Annotated in this window: 16 protein-coding genes; 6 read left to right on the forward strand and 10 right to left on the reverse strand. The window is 67.1% G+C overall.

All coding sequences use genetic code 11. From position 1 onward, the window contains the following. Nucleotides 1–405: 405 nt before the first annotated feature. From RCF13_RS16150 to RCF13_RS16160, 3 genes are all read right to left on the reverse strand, one after another. Nucleotides 406–2,124: a thiamine pyrophosphate-dependent enzyme gene (locus RCF13_RS16150; RefSeq protein ID WP_134968412.1), complete on the reverse strand. Its 1,719-nt coding sequence runs from the start codon at nt 2,122–2,124 to the stop codon at nt 406–408. A gap of 109 nt (nt 2,125–2,233) precedes the next feature. Continuing rightward, nucleotides 2,234–3,088 (reverse strand): SH3 domain-containing protein, encoded by an 855-nt coding sequence (locus RCF13_RS16155; RefSeq protein WP_134968413.1) that lies wholly within the window; start codon nt 3,086–3,088, stop codon nt 2,234–2,236. Between the two features lie 36 nt (nt 3,089–3,124). Continuing rightward, the gene (locus RCF13_RS16160; protein ID WP_134968414.1) at nt 3,125–3,607 is read right to left on the reverse strand and encodes a DUF3574 domain-containing protein; all 483 of its coding nucleotides are present in this window, start codon (nt 3,605–3,607) and stop codon (nt 3,125–3,127) included. Between the two features lie 214 nt (nt 3,608–3,821). On the opposite strand from RCF13_RS16160, the gene RCF13_RS16165 reads away from it, so the two are divergent. From RCF13_RS16165 to otsA, 4 genes are all read left to right on the forward strand, one after another. Further along, nucleotides 3,822–6,257 (forward strand): TonB-dependent receptor, encoded by a 2,436-nt coding sequence (locus RCF13_RS16165; RefSeq protein WP_308141344.1) that lies wholly within the window; start codon nt 3,822–3,824, stop codon nt 6,255–6,257. Nucleotides 6,258–6,423: 166 nt separating this feature from the next. Continuing rightward, nucleotides 6,424–7,182 (forward strand): trehalose-phosphatase, encoded by a 759-nt coding sequence (gene otsB / locus RCF13_RS16170; RefSeq protein WP_134968416.1) that lies wholly within the window; start codon nt 6,424–6,426, stop codon nt 7,180–7,182. Nucleotides 7,183–7,223: 41 nt separating this feature from the next. Further along, entirely contained in the window at nt 7,224–9,005 is a 1,782-nt protein-coding gene (locus RCF13_RS16175) for a glycoside hydrolase family 15 protein (protein WP_308141345.1), read from the forward strand. Then, nucleotides 9,002–10,366 (forward strand): alpha,alpha-trehalose-phosphate synthase (UDP-forming), encoded by a 1,365-nt coding sequence (gene otsA, locus RCF13_RS16180; protein ID WP_134969526.1) that lies wholly within the window; start codon nt 9,002–9,004, stop codon nt 10,364–10,366. Before RCF13_RS16175 ends, otsA begins: the two co-directional genes overlap by 4 nt. A gap of 70 nt (nt 10,367–10,436) precedes the next feature. Here the strand turns inward: otsA and RCF13_RS16185 are convergent, their stop codons facing one another. From RCF13_RS16185 to rluD, 4 genes are read right to left on the reverse strand one after another with little or no spacing between them, the layout of a single operon-like run. After that, nucleotides 10,437–10,874, reverse strand: a complete 438-nt coding sequence (locus RCF13_RS16185; protein ID WP_231352266.1) for a thiol-disulfide oxidoreductase DCC family protein — start codon at nt 10,872–10,874, stop codon at nt 10,437–10,439. After that, nucleotides 10,849–11,355: a DUF4166 domain-containing protein gene (locus RCF13_RS16190; protein WP_154351293.1), complete on the reverse strand. Its 507-nt coding sequence runs from the start codon at nt 11,353–11,355 to the stop codon at nt 10,849–10,851. The genes RCF13_RS16185 and RCF13_RS16190 overlap by 26 nt, the downstream gene beginning before the upstream one ends. 20 nt (nt 11,356–11,375) lie before the next feature. Next, nucleotides 11,376–12,146, reverse strand: a complete 771-nt coding sequence (pgeF, locus tag RCF13_RS16195) for a peptidoglycan editing factor PgeF (RefSeq protein WP_154351294.1) — start codon at nt 12,144–12,146, stop codon at nt 11,376–11,378. Beyond that, complete coding sequence (gene rluD, locus RCF13_RS16200) at nt 12,146–13,135, reverse strand: 23S rRNA pseudouridine(1911/1915/1917) synthase RluD (protein WP_080376926.1); 990 nt, start codon at nt 13,133–13,135, stop codon at nt 12,146–12,148. The genes pgeF and rluD overlap by 1 nt, the downstream gene beginning before the upstream one ends. A 113-nt stretch (nt 13,136–13,248) precedes the next feature. Between rluD and RCF13_RS16205 the strand changes: the two genes are divergently transcribed. After that, nucleotides 13,249–14,136 carry an outer membrane protein assembly factor BamD gene (locus RCF13_RS16205; protein ID WP_032960726.1) on the forward strand — a complete coding sequence of 296 codons (888 nt, stop codon included), beginning with the start codon at nt 13,249–13,251 and terminating at the stop codon, nt 14,134–14,136. A 198-nt stretch (nt 14,137–14,334) separates the two neighbouring features. After that, complete coding sequence (locus tag RCF13_RS16210; protein ID WP_134968487.1) at nt 14,335–15,537, forward strand: lipase family protein; 1,203 nt, start codon at nt 14,335–14,337, stop codon at nt 15,535–15,537. Between the two features lie 114 nt (nt 15,538–15,651). On the opposite strand, the gene RCF13_RS16215 is transcribed toward RCF13_RS16210, so the two are convergent. The 3 genes from RCF13_RS16215 to sucC all read right to left on the reverse strand — a co-directional run bounded on the left by RCF13_RS16215 (nt 15,652) and on the right by sucC (nt 19,586). Continuing rightward, nucleotides 15,652–17,286, reverse strand: coding sequence for an NAD+ synthase (locus tag RCF13_RS16215; RefSeq protein WP_134968486.1), 1,635 nt, complete (start codon nt 17,284–17,286; stop codon nt 15,652–15,654). A 230-nt stretch (nt 17,287–17,516) separates the two neighbouring features. Beyond that, nucleotides 17,517–18,392, reverse strand: coding sequence for a succinate--CoA ligase subunit alpha (gene sucD, locus RCF13_RS16220; protein WP_005418610.1), 876 nt, complete (start codon nt 18,390–18,392; stop codon nt 17,517–17,519). Nucleotides 18,393–18,416: 24 nt separating this feature from the next. Further along, a complete protein-coding gene (sucC, locus tag RCF13_RS16225; protein WP_005418614.1) occupies nt 18,417–19,586 on the reverse strand; it encodes an ADP-forming succinate--CoA ligase subunit beta in 1,170 nt (389 codons plus the stop codon). Between the last annotated feature and the right edge of the window lie 320 nt (nt 19,587–19,906).

Consider the following 19,906-nt stretch of genomic DNA (forward strand, 5'->3'; position numbering starts at 1 on the left):
GGTGTCAGCCGCATCCATGCGGCTGACACCCCGCCCTCCGACACCGCCCCACCTCTGACAGGTTTCTGCTGCTGTTGGTGGGTGTCGACCTTGGTCGACACGGCAGATCCACGCCATGCGTGGATGCATTTCGATTCCAATTCGAAATATTCGATTCCGATGGAGATTCATCCACGCATGGCGTGGATCTACTGCAGATCGCGGAAATCTGTCGAAGGCGGGGTGGGTCCGGTTGCGGGGGCGTGAGCCGCATGGATGCGGCGACCGAGCTTACATGGACGTACTTGCAGCGCCCCCCGCAACCGGACCCACCCCGCCATCTCACGGATACCTAGCTGTTGCTGTTGCTTCGGCTGTTGCTTTGGCCTCTGCAGGTGCAGGGCGCAGCCCTGCATCGACCACCCCCTACTTCTTCAGGAAATTGTCCACCAGCAGATGCTTCACGTCGTCGAAGCGACCGTTCAACACCGCCTTGGCCGCATACAGCGCCGTGCCGGCGACCTGCTTGGCCTCGATCTGCGGCGGCATCACCAGCTCGGCGCGACTCGTGTGCACGTCCAGCAATGCCGGGCCGCGCTGCGACAGGAAATCCTGCACCGCTTCCTCCAGATCCTCGCTGCGGGTGACCGTGCGGCCATGGAAGCCGATCACTTCGGCCAAGCGGCCGAAGTCCGGGTTCTTCAGGTCGGTGTAGTTGTCCAGAAGGCCTTCCACCTTCTGCTCCAGCTCGACGAAGTTTAGCGAGCCATTGTTGAACACCACCACCTTGATCGGCAGGTTCTCCTGCACCGCCGTCAACAGATCACCCAGCAGCATCGCCAGGCCACCATCGCCGGACAGCGAGATCACCTGCCGGCCGGGGAAGGCCTTCTGCAGCCCCAGCGCCTGCGGCATCGCGTTGGCCATCGTGCCGTGCAGCAGGCTGGTCAGCGTGCGGCGGCGACCGTTCACCCGGATATGGCGCAGCACCCACACCATCGGCGAGCCGCCGTCGGCGGTGAACAGTGCATCTTCGGTGGCGTGCTTCGAGAGCAGCGCGGTCAGGTGCTGCGGATGGATCAATTCACCTTCGCCCGGCTGCTCCTCCTGTTCGCGATTCTTCAGCGCCTTGTCGCGATGCTCGATGCACTCGTCCAGGAAACTGCTGTCCTCGCGCGGCGGCAGCATCGGCAGCAACGCATCCAGCGTCGGTGCGATATCGCCGACCACGCCGAGGTTCACCGGGTGGCGGCGGCCGAGGTGGCTGCCATCGCGGTCGACCTGGATGATGGTGGCCTTGTCCGGGTAGAACTGGCCCCAGGCGAAGTCGGCGCCGAGCAGCAGCAGCGTGTCGCACGCCATCAGCGTGTGGAAGCCGGACTCGATGCCGAAGATGCCGGTCATGCCCATGTTGTACGGGTTGTCCGGCTCGACGAAGTCCTTGGCGCGCGAGGTGTGCGCGATCGGGGCCTGCAGGCGCCGGGCCAGTTCCAACAGCTGTGCGTGCGCGCCCTGGCAACCGGCACCGGCGTAGATGCCGACGCGCTTGCCCTGCCCCAGCAATTCGGCGATGCGCTGCATTTCGGCGTCGGAGGGGCGCAGTACCGGCTGGGTGTAATGCACCGAGAACGGCACATCGTGCTTCACCTCGGCCTGGCTGATATCGGCCGGCAGGATCACCACCGCCACGCCACGGCGGCTGATCGCGGCCTGGCAGGCCAGGGCCACCACGCGTCGCGCCTGCTCCGGGCTGTGCACCTGCTCGCAGAACACCGTGCAGCTGCCATAGACCGACTTGAAATCCACTTCCTGCGGGAATTCCATGCCCAGCTCGCTGGTCACCACCTGGCTGGCGATCAGCACCATCGGCGCACGGTTGCGGTTGCTCTCGAAGACGCCGTTGATGAAGTGCAGGCCACCGGGACCACAGGAACCCGCGCAGGCGGTCAACTCGCCGCTCACCAGCGAATCGGCGCCGGCAGCGAACGCTGCCACTTCTTCATGGCGCACGTGCACCCAGGCGATCTCGCTGCCATGCATCGCATCGGTCACATGGTTGAGCGTATCGCCCACGATGCCGTAGCAACGGCGGACACCGGCCTGCTGCAGGGCGTCCACCACGATTTCGGCCACGCGCTTGCTCATCGGATACATCCTCGAACGGGGGAACGTCCGAGGCTAGACCTGATGAAGTGATGCCCCCGTGGGCGCGTCGCTCGTCGCCTCGATGTGCAAAATGCGGGCAGACGTCTCGTCAATCATTGACGTTGATCCAGCCCTCCACCGCGCCGCTTTTCGGGTTGTGATACCGCACCTTCAGCCAACCCTCCTGTTCATCCAGCAGTTCCACCCGATCGCCCTGCACCAGGTAACGCTTGGTGCTGGACGCACCAGGCCGGCCGAACAGGAACAGCCGCGCGGATGCCACGGTGGCCTGCTGGCCGCGCAACGGTCCATCCGGTGGTGCGCCCAGGCCATCGGTAATGGCACTTTCCAACACACGGCCGGCGGGATCATAGGTGCGCCAGACCGCCAACGGCCCGTTCTCTTCGCGTTGTTCCCACTGCAGCGCGGCGTTTACCGTATCGCCCAGCATCAGCACGCGCTCGGCGCGGTACAGATAGAGTGTCGCGCCTGCAAACCGGTACTGGTCGGTGTACCACATCGGGCCGCTGCGGCAGCTGCTGGTCAGGGTACGGCTGGGGCGGTCGACCATCAGGCCCATCAGCTCGCCGCAGCTCTCCCTGCCGTGGGTTTCAGCCCGCAGCGCGCGGAACCCGGCACTGGCGGGATCGAACCGGTACACCGCCACCGCTTCGTTGACCATGCCGACCGGGGCGCGTGCGACCAGTTCCGGGTAACCGTCGAAATCGACATCTTCGAGCGACCAGCGCGAACGGCCGTCGGCATCCACCGCGCCCTCCAACGTCTGGCGCTTGCCCGACGGCGACAGCTGCACTGCAATGCTGCCGTCCTGCTGGGGATCGGCGTGCGCCTGCACATGCGCGGCCACCTGGAAGCGCAGCGTTTCGCCCTCGTCCTCCGCCTGCGCCGTCGGTGCCAGCGCGCCGGCCAACACCAGGCCCAGCAGGCATTCCCTGTAGTTCATCATTGCTCCCTGCGGCACCGCAGCGGCACCTTCAACTCAGAACGATACCTCGACCGGCTGCCGCGACCACAGCACCGACTGATGCATGGTCTGCTGCTTCCACGCCAGGCGGATCGCTTCGATATCGGCGCGGCGCTGCGGGGTGTCCTCATGCAGCACCACCAGCACCTTGGTGCGCAGGCGGTTGGGCGCGGCATCGCCGCGGAACAGCCACTGGCCATAGGCATCGAACACGGTCAGGCCATCCGGGAAGCGCGGGGTCACTTCCTTGTCCAGGAAGGTGCGCCACTGCGCCTCGCTGATGGTGTCGGCCTGCGGGCGGTTACCGGCGCCTTGCTCTTCGCCTACGCCGAAGTACAGCTCGCTGCGCACCCAGCCGTGGCCGGCGGACGGGCGTGCGGCATCGCCCTTCAGTTCGGCGGTGGTGGCCGTGGCATAGGCGCTGGGCGCCTGCGATGAGAGGCTGGCGCAGCCGCTGGTGGCCAACAGCACGGCAAAGACGAGGCCAAGGTGTTTCATCGGTACAGCTCCGGGGAAAGGGGGACAAGGCGAGCCGGCAGCGTACAGCGCCACCGGCCCGGCGTGCTGATGCCAACCGGGCATCAGCTCATGCCGGACCGGCAGGGGCTTGCATCGGCACCGGTCATCACGCGAAGATAATATATCGCTTCATCCGGATGGATGTAAGTGAAACCATCTCCCCTTCCCCGCCGTCGTTGTTGCTGGAGCCCCCATGTCCGCCCGCCTGCCCGCGTCGCCGCTCGGCCTCGCCATCGCCCTCGCGCTTTCCTCCGCCGCCGCCCCGGCCCTGGCCCAGGACGCCACCAACCTGGACACGATGATCGTCACCGGCACCCGTGCCGCCGACCGCACCGTGCTCGAATCCACCTCGCCGGTGGATGTGCTCACCGCCGAGGACATCCGCAAGGCCGGCGTGGTCAACGGTGAGCTGGGCAGCGCGCTGCAGGCGCTGCTGCCGTCGTTCAACTTCCCGCGCCAGTCAAACTCCGGTGGCGCCGACCATGTGCGCGCCGCGCAGCTGCGTGGCCTGTCACCGGACCAGGTGCTGGTGCTGGTCAACGGCAAGCGCCGCCACCACACCGCGCTGGTCAACACCGACAGCAAGATCGGCAAGGGCACCACCCCGGTCGATTTCAATTCGATTCCGGTCAGCGCGATCAAGCGCATTGAAGTGCTGCGCGATGGCGCCGGTGCGCTGTACGGCTCGGACGCCGTGGCCGGCGTGATCAACGTGATCCTCGACAACGGCGGTGACGGCGGCGAGATCGAGGCGAGCTACGGTGCCAACCACACCGACCTCAAGCCGATCGGCCGCACCCTCACCGATGGCCAGACCGGCAACATCAGCGCCAAGGTCGGCACCTCGCTGGGCGAAGACGGTGGCTTCCTGCGCGTCGGCCTGGAATACAAGCACCGCAACGGCACCAACCGCGCCGGCTTCGACCAGATTCCGCCGTGGGACCAGACCCCGGGCAACCTGGCACTGCAGGGCAAGCGCAACTACGTCCTGGGCGATGGCAAGAGCAAGGACATCAACCTGTGGCTGAACACCGAGATTCCGGTGGGCCAGACCTCGACGTTCTACGCGTTCGGTACCTTCAACCAGCGTGACACCGAAGGCGCGAACTACTTCCGCTATCCCGATGGCGATGCCAACTGGAAGCAGGTCTATCCGAATGGCTACCGGCCGATCTCCGAAGGTGAGAACCGCGACGTGCAGGCCGTGGCCGGTGTGCGCGGGCAGTGGAGCGAATGGAGCTACGACGGCAGCCTGGACTACGGCCAGAATGACTTCACCTATCGCCTGCGTGATTCGCTCAACGCCTCGCTGGGCCCGACCAGCCCGACCCGCTTCAAGACCGCCGATTACGAATATGCGCAGACCGTGGGCAACCTCGATCTGAGCCGCGTGTTCACCCAGAACGACAGCATCAGCCACACCCTGGGCCTGGGCGTGGAAGCACGCCATGAGCGCTACCAGACCCGCCCCGGCGACCCGGCCAGCTATGCCGCCGGTCCGTACACCGACCGCCCGACCGGTTCGCAGGCCGGTGGCGGCCTGACCCCGCAGGATGCGGCGCGCCTGTCGCGCGATGTGGCCAGTGCTTATGCCAGCCTGTCCAGCCAGTTCGGCGAAAAGTTCTCCACCGATCTGGCCGCGCGCTACGAGCACAACGACGACTTCGGCGGCGAGCTGACCGGCAAGCTCGGCCTGCGCTATGAGTTCACCCCGGCGTTCGCGCTGCGCGGCGCGATCTCCAACAACTTCCGCGCACCGTCGCTGGCGCAGGTCGGCTACGAGTCCACCTCTACCGGCTACAACGCAGGTGGCCAGCTGGTGCAGGGCCGCCTGCTGTCGGTCAACAATCCGATCGCACGCGGCCTGGGGGCACAGAACCTGAAGCCAGAGAAATCGCTGAACACCTCGCTCGGTTTCACCAGCCGCATCGGCGAGCATTTCGACCTGTCGCTGGACTTCTTCCAGATCGACATCGATGACCGCATCGCGCTGTCGGAGAGCATCACCGGCGATGCGCTGACCGACTACGTGGCCGCCAACTACGGCGTCAGCGGCCTGCAGAGCGCCAGCTTCTTCGTCAACGCCGCCGACACCCGCACCCGCGGTGCCGAACTGGTCACCAACTGGCGGCAGTCGCTGGGCGATGGCCAGCTGCTGCTGACCGGCACCTATGCCTATACCAAGACCACGCTGAAGAACGTGCTGGCCACGCCGGCCCAGCTGCAGGCGCTGGACCCGGATTATGTGCTGTTCGGGATTGAAGAGACCAACACGCTGACCGATGCCACACCGCGCACGCGTGGCAGTTTCTCGGCCGCATGGAGCAATGACCACTGGTCGCTGAGCACCCGCGTGAACCGCTATGGCAGCGCCACCCGCGTGTTCAACTTCGGTGACGGCTACATCCCGCGCCAGACCTACCAGGCCGAGTGGCAGCTGGATGCGGAAGTCGAATACCGCATCACCCCGCAGTGGAGCGTGGCCCTCGGTGGGCAGAACCTGACCGACAACTATCCGGATCGATCCAACAGCGATATCCACTACTTCGGCAACCTGCCGTACGACGTGCTGTCGCCGATCGGCAGCAACGGTGCGTACTACTACGGCCGCGTCCGCTATACCTTCTGATTGCTCTGGGTGTAATTGCCTTGGGTGGGTGCGGACCGTTGGTCCGCACTGCCCGGGTTCAATGCAGGCTGACCCTTTATGCCGACCAACGGTCGGCACCCACCGAAGCAAGGCCGTAGCCTGCCCTCGACCCCACGTACACGCCCACGCTGGCAAGCTGGGCTTCATGGCTGAACCGCTCCCCCTGCGTCCGCCGCCGCCATTGCTGGATGACGCCTGCGCGTTGTTCCTCGATGTCGACGGCACCCTGATCGAATTCGCTGCACGCCCGGATGCCGTGCAGCTGCTGCCGGATGTGCGCGAAGCCATCGGCCGCATCAGCGACCGCCTGGAAGGTGCCGTGGCACTGGTCAGTGGCCGCCCGCTCGAACAGCTGGATCAACTGTTCGCTCCGCTGCAACTGCCTGCTGCGGGCCTGCATGGCCATGAACTGCGTGGGCAGGATGGTCGCGTACTGCGCGACGAACACGATGACGACACCGCCGAATGGCTGCACGCACTGCACCAGCAGGCGATGCGCTTCGCCCACGGCCATCCCGGCGTGCTGGTGGAAGACAAGGGTGTCGGCCTGGCCCTGCACTGGCGCGGCGCGCCGCATGCAGCCAAGGACGTCCGCGCCTTCGCCGACCGCCACGTGCGGGGCCGTGCCAGCTACCGCCTGCAGCCCGGCGACCATGTGGTCGAGTTCGTGCCCGTCGGCACCGACAAGGGCCGTGCGGTGCTTCGGATGATGCAGTACCTGCCCTTCCGCGGTCGCCTGCCGGTGTTCCTCGGCGATGACCTGACCGATGAGTTCGGCTTCGATGCCGCCAACGGCCAGCATGGCTGGAGCGTGCTGGTGGGTGAACGTGAACCCAGCGCGGCGGTGTTCGCGCTGCCCGACATACGCAGCGTGCACGCCTGGCTGCGTGAGAATGCCTATTGACCCGGCCCCCCCCCACGGCCGCAACCGAGATGTACCGCGTGATGACCCAACCCGATCTTGATCTGGGCGTGGTCGGCAACGGCAGCTTCGGCGCCCTGGTCGACAAACGTGCCCGCGTTGTCTGGAGCTGCCTGCCCACCTTCGACGGCGACCCTACCTTCTGTGCGCTGCTCGGCCCCAACCAGCAGACCGGTGGCGACTTCGCCATCGAGCTGGAAGACTTCGCCAGCAGCGAGCAGGAATACCTGACCAACACGGCGATCCTGCGCACCGTGCTGCGCGACACGCACGGCGGCGAACTGGAAATCCTCGACTTCGCCCCACGCTGGCGCCAGAACGACCGTTTCTACCGCCCGGTCAGCCTGATCCGCCAGGTGCGTCCGCTGGCTGGCAGCCCGCGCATCACCATACGCGCACGCCCGCTGGCGGACTGGGGCGCGCGCGTTCCGGAATCCACCTGGGGCAGCAACCATGTGCGCTGGGTGCTGCCCGAACACGTGCTGCGGCTGACCACCGACGTGCCGGTGCGCTTCGTGCGCGACGGCCTGCCGTTCGTGCTCAACCATCCCATCCACCTGATCCTGGGCGTGGATGAATCGCTCAACCGTTCGATCAGCGGCTATGTGCAGGAGGCCTTCCAGCGTACCCGCGACTACTGGCGCGAATGGGTGCGCTACCTGTCCATTCCCCTGGAATGGCAGGACGCGGTGATCCGCAGTGCGATCACGCTGAAGCTGTGCCAGTACGAGGACAGCGGCGCGATCATCGCGGCGATGACCACCTCCATTCCTGAAGCCCCCGGCAGCGTGCGCAACTGGGACTACCGCTACTGCTGGCTGCGTGATGCGGCATTCGTGGTGCGGGCGCTGAACCGCCTCGGCGCCACGCGCACGATGGAACAGTTCCTCGGCTACATCTTCAACCTGGCCACCACCGACGGCACGCTGCAGCCGCTGTACGGCATCGGCTTCGAAGCCAAGCTGGACGAGGATGAGGTCCCCAGCCTGTCCGGCTATCGCGGCATGGGCCCGGTACGGCGCGGCAATCTGGCCTGGGTGCAGCGCCAGCACGATGTCTACGGCAGCGTCGTGCTGGCGTCCACGCAGCTGTTCTTCGACCGGCGCCTGCAGGACCCGGGTGATGCGCACACCTTCGCCCGCCTCGAACCCCTCGGCGAGCAGGCCTTCGCCCTGCATGACGTACCCGATGCCGGCCTGTGGGAGTTCCGCGGCCGCACCGAGGTGCACACCTACACCAGCGCGATGTGCTGGGCCGCCTGTGACCGCCTGTGCAAGATCGCCGTACGGCTGAAGCGCGACGACCGCGCCCACTACTGGCGCACACGTGCCGACACCATCCACGCGCGCATCATGGCCGAATCCTGGAGCGAAGAGCTGGGCCACTTCACCGATACCTTCGGTGGCCATCGCCTGGACGCCTCGCTGCTGCTGCTGGCCGACATCGGCTTCATCGACGCGATGGACGCCCGCTTCATCGCCACCGTCGAAGCCATCGGCCGTGACCTCAAGCACGGCAATTCGCTGTACCGCTATGTCGCTCCGGATGACTTCGGTGAGCCGGAAACCAGCTTCACCATCTGCACGTTCTGGTACATCGACGCACTGGCCGCCATCGGGCGCCTGGACGAGGCGCGCGAGATGTTCGAGCTGCTGCTGAAGCAGCGCAATCACCTGGGCCTGCTGTCGGAGGATCTGGCCTTCGACACCGGCGAGGCCTGGGGCAACTTCCCGCAGACCTATTCGCATGTCGGCCTGATCACCGCCGCGATGCGCCTGTCGCGGTCCTGGCAGGAGGCATCGTGAGTCGTCTGGTCGTGGTATCAAATCGTGTGGCCGTGCCCGGCGAGAACCGCGCAGGCGGCCTGGCGGTCGGCCTGCTGGCCGCCCTGAAGGAGCGCGGCGGCCTGTGGTTCGGCTGGAGCGGCAAGACCGTAAAGGAAGGCAGCGGCACGCTGCACCGGCAGAAGGACGGTGACATCGACTACGTCACCATGGACCTGAGCAAGCGCGAGGTCGATGGCTACTACAATGGTTTCGCCAACCGCACGCTGTGGCCATTGCTGCACTTCCGGCTGGACCTGGTCGACTACGACCGCGGCACCCGCGAGACCTATCACAAGGTCAATGCGCTGTTCGCCGACAAGCTCGCGCCATTGCTGCGCGAGGACGACATCGTCTGGATCCACGACTACCACCTGATCCCGCTCGGCGCACTGCTGCGCGAGCGCGGCATCGGCTGCCGCATCGGCTTCTTCCTGCACATCCCGATGCCGTCGGCCGACCTGCTGCAGGCCATGCCCGATCATCTGCGGTTGTTCTCCGCGCTGTACGCCTACGACCTGGTCGGCTTCCAGACCCAGCGCGATGCCGATCGCTTCCAGACCTACCTGCGCCTGTTCGGTGGTGGCCGCGTGCTCGACAACGGTGAGCTGGAAGCACCCGGTGGGCGCCGATTCCGCGCGGCGGCCTTCCCGATCGGCATCGACACCGATCTGATCGCACGCCAGGCCGGCACCGCCGCGACCAAGACCGCAGTGAAGAACCTGCGCAGCAGCCTGCGGGACCGCCAGCTGGCGATCGGCGTGGATCGCCTGGACTACTCCAAGGGCCTGCCCGAACGCTTCCTCGGCTTCGAGCGCTACCTGCAGCGCCACCCGGACCAGCGCGGCTCGCTCACCTACCTGCAGATCGCGCCGGTCTCGCGCGGCGATGTCACCGAGTACCGGCAGCTGCGCAGCCAACTGGAACAGATCGCCGGCCACATCAACGGTGGCCACGCCGAGCCGGACTGGACGCCGCTGCGCTACGTCAACCAGAACTTCACCCATGCCACGCTCACCGGCTTCTACCGGGCGGCGGCGGTCGGCCTGGTCACGCCGCTGCGCGATGGCATGAACCTGGTGGCCAAGGAATACGTGGCCTCGCAGGACCCGGAGGATCCCGGCGTGCTGGTGCTGTCACTGCTGGCTGGCGCCGCCGACGAACTGAAGCAGGCACTGCTGGTGAACCCGCATGATCTGGACGGCGTGGCCGATGCGATCGCCACCGCAGCGACGATGTCGCTGAGCAGGCGCAAGGAACGCTGGCACGCGATGATGGAACATCTGCGCACCTACGACATCAACCACTGGCGCCGCAGCTACCTCGACGCACTCGAAGGCTGAAGAAAAAGGGGACGGAGGGGATTAAGTCGTTTGTGCACAAACGACTTAATCCCCTCCGTCCCCTTTTTCGTCAATCCAGGAACCGCGCGGCCTGTTCCGGTGCGGGTAGATGGCAGGTGTCATGCCGACCGAACCAGCGGTAGCGGTTGCGTGCCAGCGCGCGATACGCCGCATCACGCCAGCGGCGCGGCACGAGCCGCAGCACGCCGGCCACGCGCCAGGCGCCGCCCAGCCCCGCAAATACGCGCAGGATCGCATCGGTATCGGTCCAGGCACCCTGTGCGTCCAGCAGCAGGAACGACATCGGGTCCTGCGGATCCAGCCCGTGCGCGCGCAGCATCGCGCTGCCCTTCTGCCCCTGCATCGCTGCAAAGCGGTAGCGCCCCCTGCGGTCGAAACGCAGCAGGAACCGCACCCAGCGATTGCACAGTGCGCACACGCCATCGAACACGATCACCGCGCTGCCAGCCTCGGCGGCAGCGTCACTGCGGTTCGAGCCAACCTTCATAGCGGATCAGGGCTCCGGCCCAGGGCAGCGTCACATCGACCAGGAAAGTGTAGCGCTCGCCCTGCCAGGCTTCACGGCAGCGCACACCGCCGAACCAACGCGTCGGCAGCGGCAGCAGCCCGAACGCCCAGACCCGGCGCACCGACCAGTCGATACCACCGTCGCGGGCCCGCAGCGCGAACTCGAAGCGCACCGCGCCCAGCTGCTCGCGCAGATGCCCGTCGTGCGCCCACAGCCGCGACACCATTGGCCAGCGCCCGAACCGCCGCGCCCACTGCTCGCCCTGCCGGTAGCGGCTGAACGCCACCTCGGTGGGCAGCGCGTCACCGTCCTGTGGCAACCGCGCCAACGCAGCCAGCAGCGGCACCAGCCAGTGCCGCCCCCTCACGATGCAGGCCTGCCCTGCGTAGCGGCACGGCAACGGCGCGGCATGCAGCGCCTGCACCGGTCCTGCCAGGGTGACGAAGGCCGGCCCCAGCACACGCGCGAACAGCGGCGCAGTCAGGGCGCGATCCAGGCCAGGGTCGCCATGCGCCCGGTGCGACGATCGCGCCGATGCGAATACAGGTCCGGGTCGGCCATCGTCGACACCGTGCCGCCATACACCTGTGCCGGGTCCATCCCCGCAGACTGCAGGCGCTGCCGCGCCAGCGCGAACAGGTCCACCTTCCAGTGTCCGGGGCGGGTCACGACGAACGCCCGCTCAGCAGCGGGATCATGGCCGACGAAGGCGTGATAGACCTCCTCGCCGATCTCATAGTCGGATGGCCCGGCGGCCGGGCCCAACCAGGCCCGCAGCTGCGCCGGCGGCGTCTGCAGGGCGGCTACCGTGGCCTCCAGCATGCCGTCGGCCAGCCCCCGCCAGCCGGCATGGGCCGCGCCCACCTCGCTGCCGTCGGCGGCGGCGAACACCACCGGCAGGCAGTCGGCGGTCAGGATCGCCAGCACCACGCCCGGCACCGAGGTTACCGCCGCGTCGGCCACCGGCTCGCTCGCGCCAGGCGCCGGCGGTGCATCGAAGCGCAGCACGGTGCTGCTGTGCACCTGGCGCAGCCAGTGCGGCGCCGACGGCAGCGCCAGCCCCTGTTGCAGCAGCTGGCGGTTGTGCTCCACGTTGGCCGGGGTATCACCATCGGCCGCGTGCCGGTTGCCCAGATTGAACTGCGCGAACGGTACCGGCGAGATGCCCGCGCCGTGCCGGCGCGTTGTCAGCGCATGGACGCCTGCGGGCGCCGGCCAGTCGGCCTGCAGCAACGGCAGCGCGGCCGCCATCACCAGCGGTCCCGCTCGCGGGCGGCGAAGGCTTCGCTGTCTTCGCGCAGCACCTTCAGCAGGTGCAGCATGTCCTCCGGCACCGGCGCGGTGTTGCGCACCGGTTCACCGGTGATCGGGTGCGTGAACTCCAGGGTCTCGGCGTGCAGGGCCTGGCGCTTGAAGCCGCGCAGCGCGGCCACCAGCTCGTCGCTGGCGCCCTTGGGCAGCTTCAGCGCGCCGCCATACAGCGGGTCGCCGATGATCGGATGGCGCACGTGCGCCATGTGCACGCGGATCTGGTGGGTACGGCCGGTTTCCAGGCGGCACTCCAGCGCGGTGTGTGCCCGGAAGCGCTCGCGCAGGCGGTAGTGGGTCACCGCTTCCTTGCCGTCCTCACGCACCGCCATCTTCAGGCGGTCGCGCGGGTGGCGGTCGATCGGGGCATCGGCAGTACCACCGGCCACCAGCGCGCCCATCACGATGGCCAGGTACTGACGGTGCACGTCACGTGCCGCCAGCTGCTCGACCAGCGCGGTCTGCGCTTCCAGGGTCTTGGCCACCACCATCACGCCGCTGGTGTCCTTGTCCAGGCGGTGCACGATGCCGGCGCGCGGCAGCACCGCCACCGACGGATCGCGGAACAGCAGCGCGTTGACCAGGGTGCCGCTGTGGTTGCCGGCACCCGGATGGACCACCAGGCCCACCGGCTTGTTGATCACCAGCAGGTGCTCGTCCTCGAACAGCACGTCCAGCGGGATGTCCTCCGGCTGGGCGTCGGTCTGGGTTTCCAGCACCGCGTTGAGGGTCACCACCTCGCCGCCACGCAGCGGATCGCGCGGCCGCACCTGGGCACCGTCCAGCAGGACCTCACCGGCCTTGATCCACTCGGTCAACCGCGAGCGCGAGTATTCGGGGAACAGTTCGGCCACGACCGCGTCGAAACGACGGCCGGCAGCGGTGTCGGGGACGATGGCCTGGCGGGCCGATTCAGAGGGTTGTTCAGACATGGCAGGGGGCATTCTTTGAAATTTTGGGGTCCCGGCGGCCGGTTTCAGTCGCTGGACAGGACACTAGGCTATCATCGACCCTTCGTATTCCAGCCGCGTCCCGCCTCGACCCCATGATCCGACGCTCCGCCATGCTCTCCGCGCCCGTCCGCCTCACCGCCCTGCTGCTGGTGCTGGTCATCGCCGCAACCGGCTGCCATCGCGGCGCCAAGAAGGGTGATCGCCCCGATGAAGGCGTGCCGGTCGAACAGCTGTACGAGAAAAGCCACAAGCTGATGCAGGGCGGCAACTGGAGCGGCGCCGAAGCCAGCTTCCGCCGCCTGGTGGCCCAGTATCCGTACGGTCCGTACACCGAGCAGGCGATGATCGAAACCGCCTACGCCCAGTACAAGGCCGGCAAGCACGATGACGCGGTGTCCAGCATCGACCGCTTCATCCGTACCTACCCGACCCACCGCAACATTGCCTATCTGTACTACCTGCGCGGCCTGGCCAACTCCAACCGCAGTACGGTTTTCCTGCGCCGCGTATGGTCGCTGGATGCCAGCCGCCGCGACCTGTCCACGCCGCACCAGGCGTACTCGGATTTCAACATCGTGGTTGATCGTTATCCGAACAGCCGCTACGCCGCCGATGCGCGCCAGCGCATGCTGGAGCTGCGTGACGTGTTCGCCCAGCACGAGCTGGACAACGCGCTGTACTACATGCGCCGCGGCGCCTGGGTGTCAGCCGTGGGCCGCGCCAACTACCTGCTGGAAACCTACCCGCAGAGCGCCTTCCAGTACGACGCCGTGGCCGTGCTGGCCGATTCCTACACCCACCTGGGCAACAAGACCCTGGCCGACGACGCCCGCCGCGTCCTGCAGCTGAACCAGCCGGACCACCCGTGGCTGGAAGGGAAGTGGCCGAAGTACCCGTGGATGATCCGCAAGCTGAACCCGTTCGCCGGCGAGAAGTCCGCCAGCACCGGCCAGCGCAACGCGCGACTGGAAAAGAAGTAAGCGAGGGCCCCGAAAGGGGCCCTTCTTCTTTGTAGAGTCGAGCCATGCTGGACTGCTTTCCTCGTCCGCCTCCCCGCGCCGGGGCGGCACCTAGGAATGCTACGAATCCACGGCGGATGCGACGCCGGTCGCAGCCCGCCCGGGCACGGCCATCCACACTGCAGCGCCACGGCCACACCGGCCATCACGGAGCGCCCCATGGCCCCACTGCCCTGCAGCATCCGCCCTCTGTCCTGCCTCCTCGCCATCGCGCTGCTGGCGCTGACCTCGGCGCCACCGGCCGCCGCACAGGGCGCACCGGGCGATCTGCTGTCCGCAGCCCCCTATCGCGCCACCTGGGTGCCGTCCCAGGCCGCCCAGGCCTACAAACTGCACTACCGCACTCCTGACCACCGCGGGCAGCTGGCCGAAGGCACCGGCCTGCTGTACCTGCCCGCCGGCACGCCGCCCATCGGCGGTTGGCCGGTGGTGTCGTGGGCCCATGGCACCCAGGGCATTGCGGATCGTTGTGCGCCCTCGGTCTCCGGCCCCTACCAACCCGAACGCGACGGGCGCTTTCTTGATCGGTTCCTGGCACAGGGCTATGCAGTGGTCGCCGCGGATTACCAGGGCCTCGGAAGCTCAGGCGACCATGCCTATCTGCATGTGCGCACTGCCGCGCGCAATGCCATCGACATGATCAAGGCCAGCCGCCAGTACCTCGACAACGGGACGCTGTCGCCGCGCTGGGTCTCGGTCGGCCATTCGCAGGGCGGTGCCGCCGCGCTCACGGCGGGCCACATCGCCCCCACCTATGGTGGACCGTCGCTGCAGTACCGCGGCAGCTTCACCACCGGCACGCCCACCGCAGTCGAACTGACCGCACTGGTGATGAAGCCGGACAACCGCACAGCCAATCCGGGCGCGCTCAACGCCTACCACGCGTATCTGCTCGATGGCCTGCTGCAGGTCGCGCCACAGATCGACCGCGTCCTCAGCGAAGAAGGCCGAGCGCGTGTGGCCGTGGCACGCCAGCAGTGCCTGGGCGAACTGGCCGTCACCCTGGACGGCGCCGACACCGGCAGCATGTTCACTGCACCGCTGACCCACGTGCCGGGCATCTGGGCCGTGCTGTACGACTATCTCGGCGTACCGCGCCGCGGCTTCAGCCAACCGCTGATGCTGGGCCATGGCAGCCAGGACCGCGATGTGCCCTACCTGACCACCCTGCTGTACGCCGCTGGCCTGGCCCTGCGAGGCGAGCCGGTCGCGTTCCGGCGCTACCCCGTCGACCACCGGGGCACGCTGGACGCGGCGGCGGCCGATGGCCTGGCGTTCGTACGTGCGCGGTTTGAGGATGGCCACTTCAGCGACGCTGCGGAAACTGCCGGCATCGAACAGCTGCTCGACGAAGCCCGGTAGATCCACGCCGAGCGAGGATGATCTTCGACCATCGTGCGGACCAAGCTCCGCACCCACCGGAGAGAGGCCGACGGGTTGCCGGCCAGCGGCCGGCACTGCCCACCCACCGTTGCCTCAGCCCTTGTAGCCGTTGCTGATCGGATAGCGACGCTCGCGACCGAACGCCCGGCGCGACACCTTCGGCCCCGGCGCGGCCTGGTGCCGCTTCCACTCGCTGATGCGCACCAGGCGCAGCACGCGGTCGACCACCGCTGCGTCGTAGCCGGCGGCCACGATCTCGCCGCGCGACTGCTCCTGGTCGATGTAGCGGTAGAGGATGCCGTCCAGCACGTCATAGGCCGGCAGCGAGTCCTGGTCCAGCTGGTTCTCGCGCAGCTCGGCCGACGGCGGGCGGCTGATCACCGCCGGCGGGATCACCGGTGCGCCGCCCACGGTATTGCGCCATTTGGACAGGCCGAACACCTCGGTCTTGTACAGGTCCTTCAACGGCGCATAGCCACCGCACATGTCGCCGTAGATGGTGGCGTAGCCGACCGCGTACTCGCTCTTGTTGCCGGTGGTCAGCAGCAGGCCGCCGAACTTGTTGGCCAGCGCCATCAGGATCACGCCGCGGCTGCGCGACTGCAGGTTCTCTTCGGTCACGTCCGGCGCGGTGCCTTCGAACATCGGCGCCAGCGATTCCATCAGGCCCTTGAACGCCGGCTCGATCGACACAGCCTCAAGCTTCACCCCCAGCGCCCGGCACTGCTCGGCGGCCAGGTCGTTGGACAGGCCGGCGGTGTAGCGCGACGGCAGGCGCACGGCGGTCACGTTCTCCGCGCCCATCGCATCCACGGCCAATGCCAGCACCAGGGCCGAGTCGATGCCACCGGACAGGCCCAGCCACACCTTCCTGAAACCGTTCTTGCGGCAGTAGTCCTGGATGCCACGGGTCACCGCGCGCCAGGCCAGCGCGTCCATGCTCTCGTCGCCGTCGTCCATCCACACATGCGGCATGAAGCGGCGGGTCTCACCGTCATACTCCACCACCAGCCACTGGTCGACGAAGGCAGCAGCGGCCGGGTGCACCGTGCCATCACCATCCGCCACCACCGAAGCACCGTCGAACACCAGCGCATCCTGGCCGCCCACCACGTTGAGGTAAGCGATGGCCGCCCCGCTCTCGCGGGTACGCGCGGCCAGCACGGCGTCGCGCTGGGCGTGCTTGCCACGCTCGTAGGGCGAAGCATTCGGCACCACCACCAGCTGCGCACCCGCGCGGATGGTGTCGGCCAGCGGCTCGGCAAACCACAGGTCCTCGCAGATCAGCAGGCCGACCGGAATGCCATTGACCTCGAACACGCAGCTGCCACCATCCGGATCGACGTCGAAGTAGCGGCGCTCGTCGAAGACCGCGTAGTTGGGCAGTTCGCGCTTGCGGTAGGTCTGCTCGACCAGGCCGTCACGCAGTACGCTGGCAGCGTTGTAGACCACCGCGCCAGCCGCCTGTGGCCAGCCGACCACGGCGGTGATGCCACGGCAGGCGGTGGCGATGCGGGTCAACGCCTGCTCGCACTCGTACAGGAAACCCGGGCGCAGCAGCAGGTCCTCCGGCGGGTAGCCGCTCACCGCCAGCTCGGGGAACATCACCAGCTCGGCGCCGTACTCATCGCGCGCCTGGCCGATCATCTCGATGATGCGCTCGGTGTTGCCGGCGACGTCGCCGACCGGGAAGTCGAACTGCGCCATCGCGATGCGGATCGAAGCCATGGGAATCCAGCCTGTGGTTGCAATGCCGCCATTGTAGCGCTGCGCCATGCGCACGCCGGGCGCGCTCACTGCGTGGACAGCCCTGGCTCAGTAGATCCACGCCATGCGTGGATGGGGTTGCCGGGATGGCCGGGGCGACAGACGCAGAAAAGCCGCCCGAGGGCGGCTTTTCCAAAGCAAGCCGAGCGTGGGCTCGGCTCTACAGAATCGGCTGCCAGAGGCAGCCGATCTTATTTCACCAGCTTGGCGATGGCAGCGCCCAGGTCGCCCGGCGAGCGGACGGTGACCACGCCAGCGGCTTCCATCGCGGCGAACTTGCCTTCCGCGGTGCCCTTGCCGCCCGAGGCGATCGCGCCCGCGTGGCCCATGCGCTTGCCGGCCGGAGCCGACGCACCGGCGATGAAACCGACGACCGGCTTCTTCACGTGGTTCTTGATGTACTCGGCGCCGGCTTCTTCGGCGTCACCGCCGATTTCGCCGACCATGATGATGCCTTCGGTCTGCGGGTCTTCGTTGAACAGCTTCAGGCAGTCGACGAAGTTCAGGCCGTTGATCGGGTCACCGCCGATGCCGATGCAGGTGGACTGGCCCAGGCCGACTTCGGTGGTCTGCTTGACCGCTTCATAGGTCAGGGTGCCCGAACGCGACACGATGCCGATCTTGCCCGGCTTGTGGATGTGGCCCGGCATGATGCCGATCTTGCACTCGCCCGGGGTGATGACGCCCGGGCAGTTCGGCCCGATCAGCACGGTGTCCGGGTAGGAACGGGTCAGCACGTTCTTGACGCGCAGCATGTCCAGCACCGGGATGCCTTCGGTGATGCAGACGATGACCTTGATGCCGGCAGCCGCAGCTTCCAGGATCGCGTCGGCCGCGAACGGCGGCGGCACGTAGATGACCGACGCGTTGGCGCCGGTGCTCTGCACGGCGTCGGCAACGGTGTTGAAGACCGGCAGGTCGATGTGGGTGGTGCCACCCTTGCCCGGGGTCACGCCGCCAACAACCTGGGTGCCGTACTCGATCATCTGAGTGGCGTGGAAGGTGCCCTGCTGGCCGGTGAAGCCCTGCACGATCACCTTGGTGTTCTTGTTAATCAAAACAGACATGGGAATTTCCTTCGGTGTCGTGGATCAGGCGGCGTTCTTGACCGCTTCAACGACCTTCTTGGCGCCGTCGTTGATGTTGTCAGCCGGGATGATGGCCATGCCGCTGTCACGCAGCAGCTGCTTGCCCTCTTCCACGTTGGTGCCTTCCAGGCGCACCACGACCGGAACCTTGACGCCCACTTCCTTCACGGCGGCGATGATGCCTTCGGCAATCATGTCGCAGCGGACGATGCCGCCGAAGATGTTGACGAAGATGCCTTCAACCTTGTCCGAGGACAGGATCAGCTTGAACGCTTCGATGACGCGCTGCTTGTTCGCACCGCCGCCCACGTCCAGGAAGTTCGCCGGCTCGCCGCCGTTGAGCTTGATCACGTCCATGGTGGCCATGGCCAGGCCGGCACCGTTCACCATGCAGCCGATGTTGCCGTCCATGGTGACGTAGTTGATGTCCAGCTCCGAAGCGGTCACTTCGGTTTCATCTTCCTGGGACTTGTCGCGCATCGCGACCAGTTCCTTGTGGCGGAAGTTGGCGTTGTCGTCGCTGTTGAACTTGCCGTCCAGCGCGTACAGGTTGCCATCGTCCAGGATCGCCAGCGGGTTGATCTCAACCAGCGCCAGGTCCTTCTCGTTGAAGATGCGGTACAGGTTCACCATGATGTTGGCGAACTGGCCGGCCTGCTTGGCGGTCAGGCCCATCTTGAAGCCGATGTCACGGCCGTGGTAACCCTGCACGCCCTCGACGAAGTCCACGTTCAGGGTGTGGATCTTGTCCGGGGTCTCGGCAGCGACCTGCTCGATTTCCATGCCGCCTTCGGAAGAGGCGATGTAGCTGATGGTGCGGGTGCCGCGATCCACCAGGACCGACAGGTACAGCTCCTTGACGATCTCACCGGCGGTGGTCACCAGCACCAGGTTGATCGGCAGCTCGACGCCGGCGGTCTGGTAGGTGGCCATCTTGGTGCCGAGCATCTTGGCCGCTGCGGCCTTCACGTCGTCGACGGTCTTGCAGAACTTGACGCCGCCAGCCTTGCCGCGGCCGCCAGCGTGGATCTGCGCCTTGACCATCCAGGGGCCCTGGCCCAGCGACTGGGCGACTTCAACCGCCTCGTCCGGGGTCGCCGCGACCTTGCCGGCCGGGACCGGGATGCCGTATTCGGCAAGCAGTTGTTTTGCCTGGTATTCGTGGAAATTCATGCGTCACCGTGGGAATAGGAACGACCGCACGCAATTCCTCAGGGCCCCCTCAAAGAGGCACCGGCACGGACCGCGGCGGGCCCACTATTGTGGCCGAGCCGGCGCCGGGGCGCAAAGAAGTCTGTACAAAACGCCAGACCCGGCCAGATTTCCGCCGTCATTCAGGCAGTTGCGCCCGGGGGCCGGCTGGCCAGCGGTATCCATCCCGGGTCAAATGCGCGATCCGGGCCGCGCCGGCGGCGCCCTGCCGGGGGCCCTATACTGGTCAACCAGGGTGTGTAGCGTCGGGGGTGCTCGACGGCTTCCACCGCAGGCCACAT

This window comes from Stenotrophomonas maltophilia group sp. RNC7, assembly GCF_030910085.1.
GTDB classification, from domain to species: Bacteria; Pseudomonadota; Gammaproteobacteria; order Xanthomonadales; family Xanthomonadaceae; genus Stenotrophomonas; species Stenotrophomonas sepilia.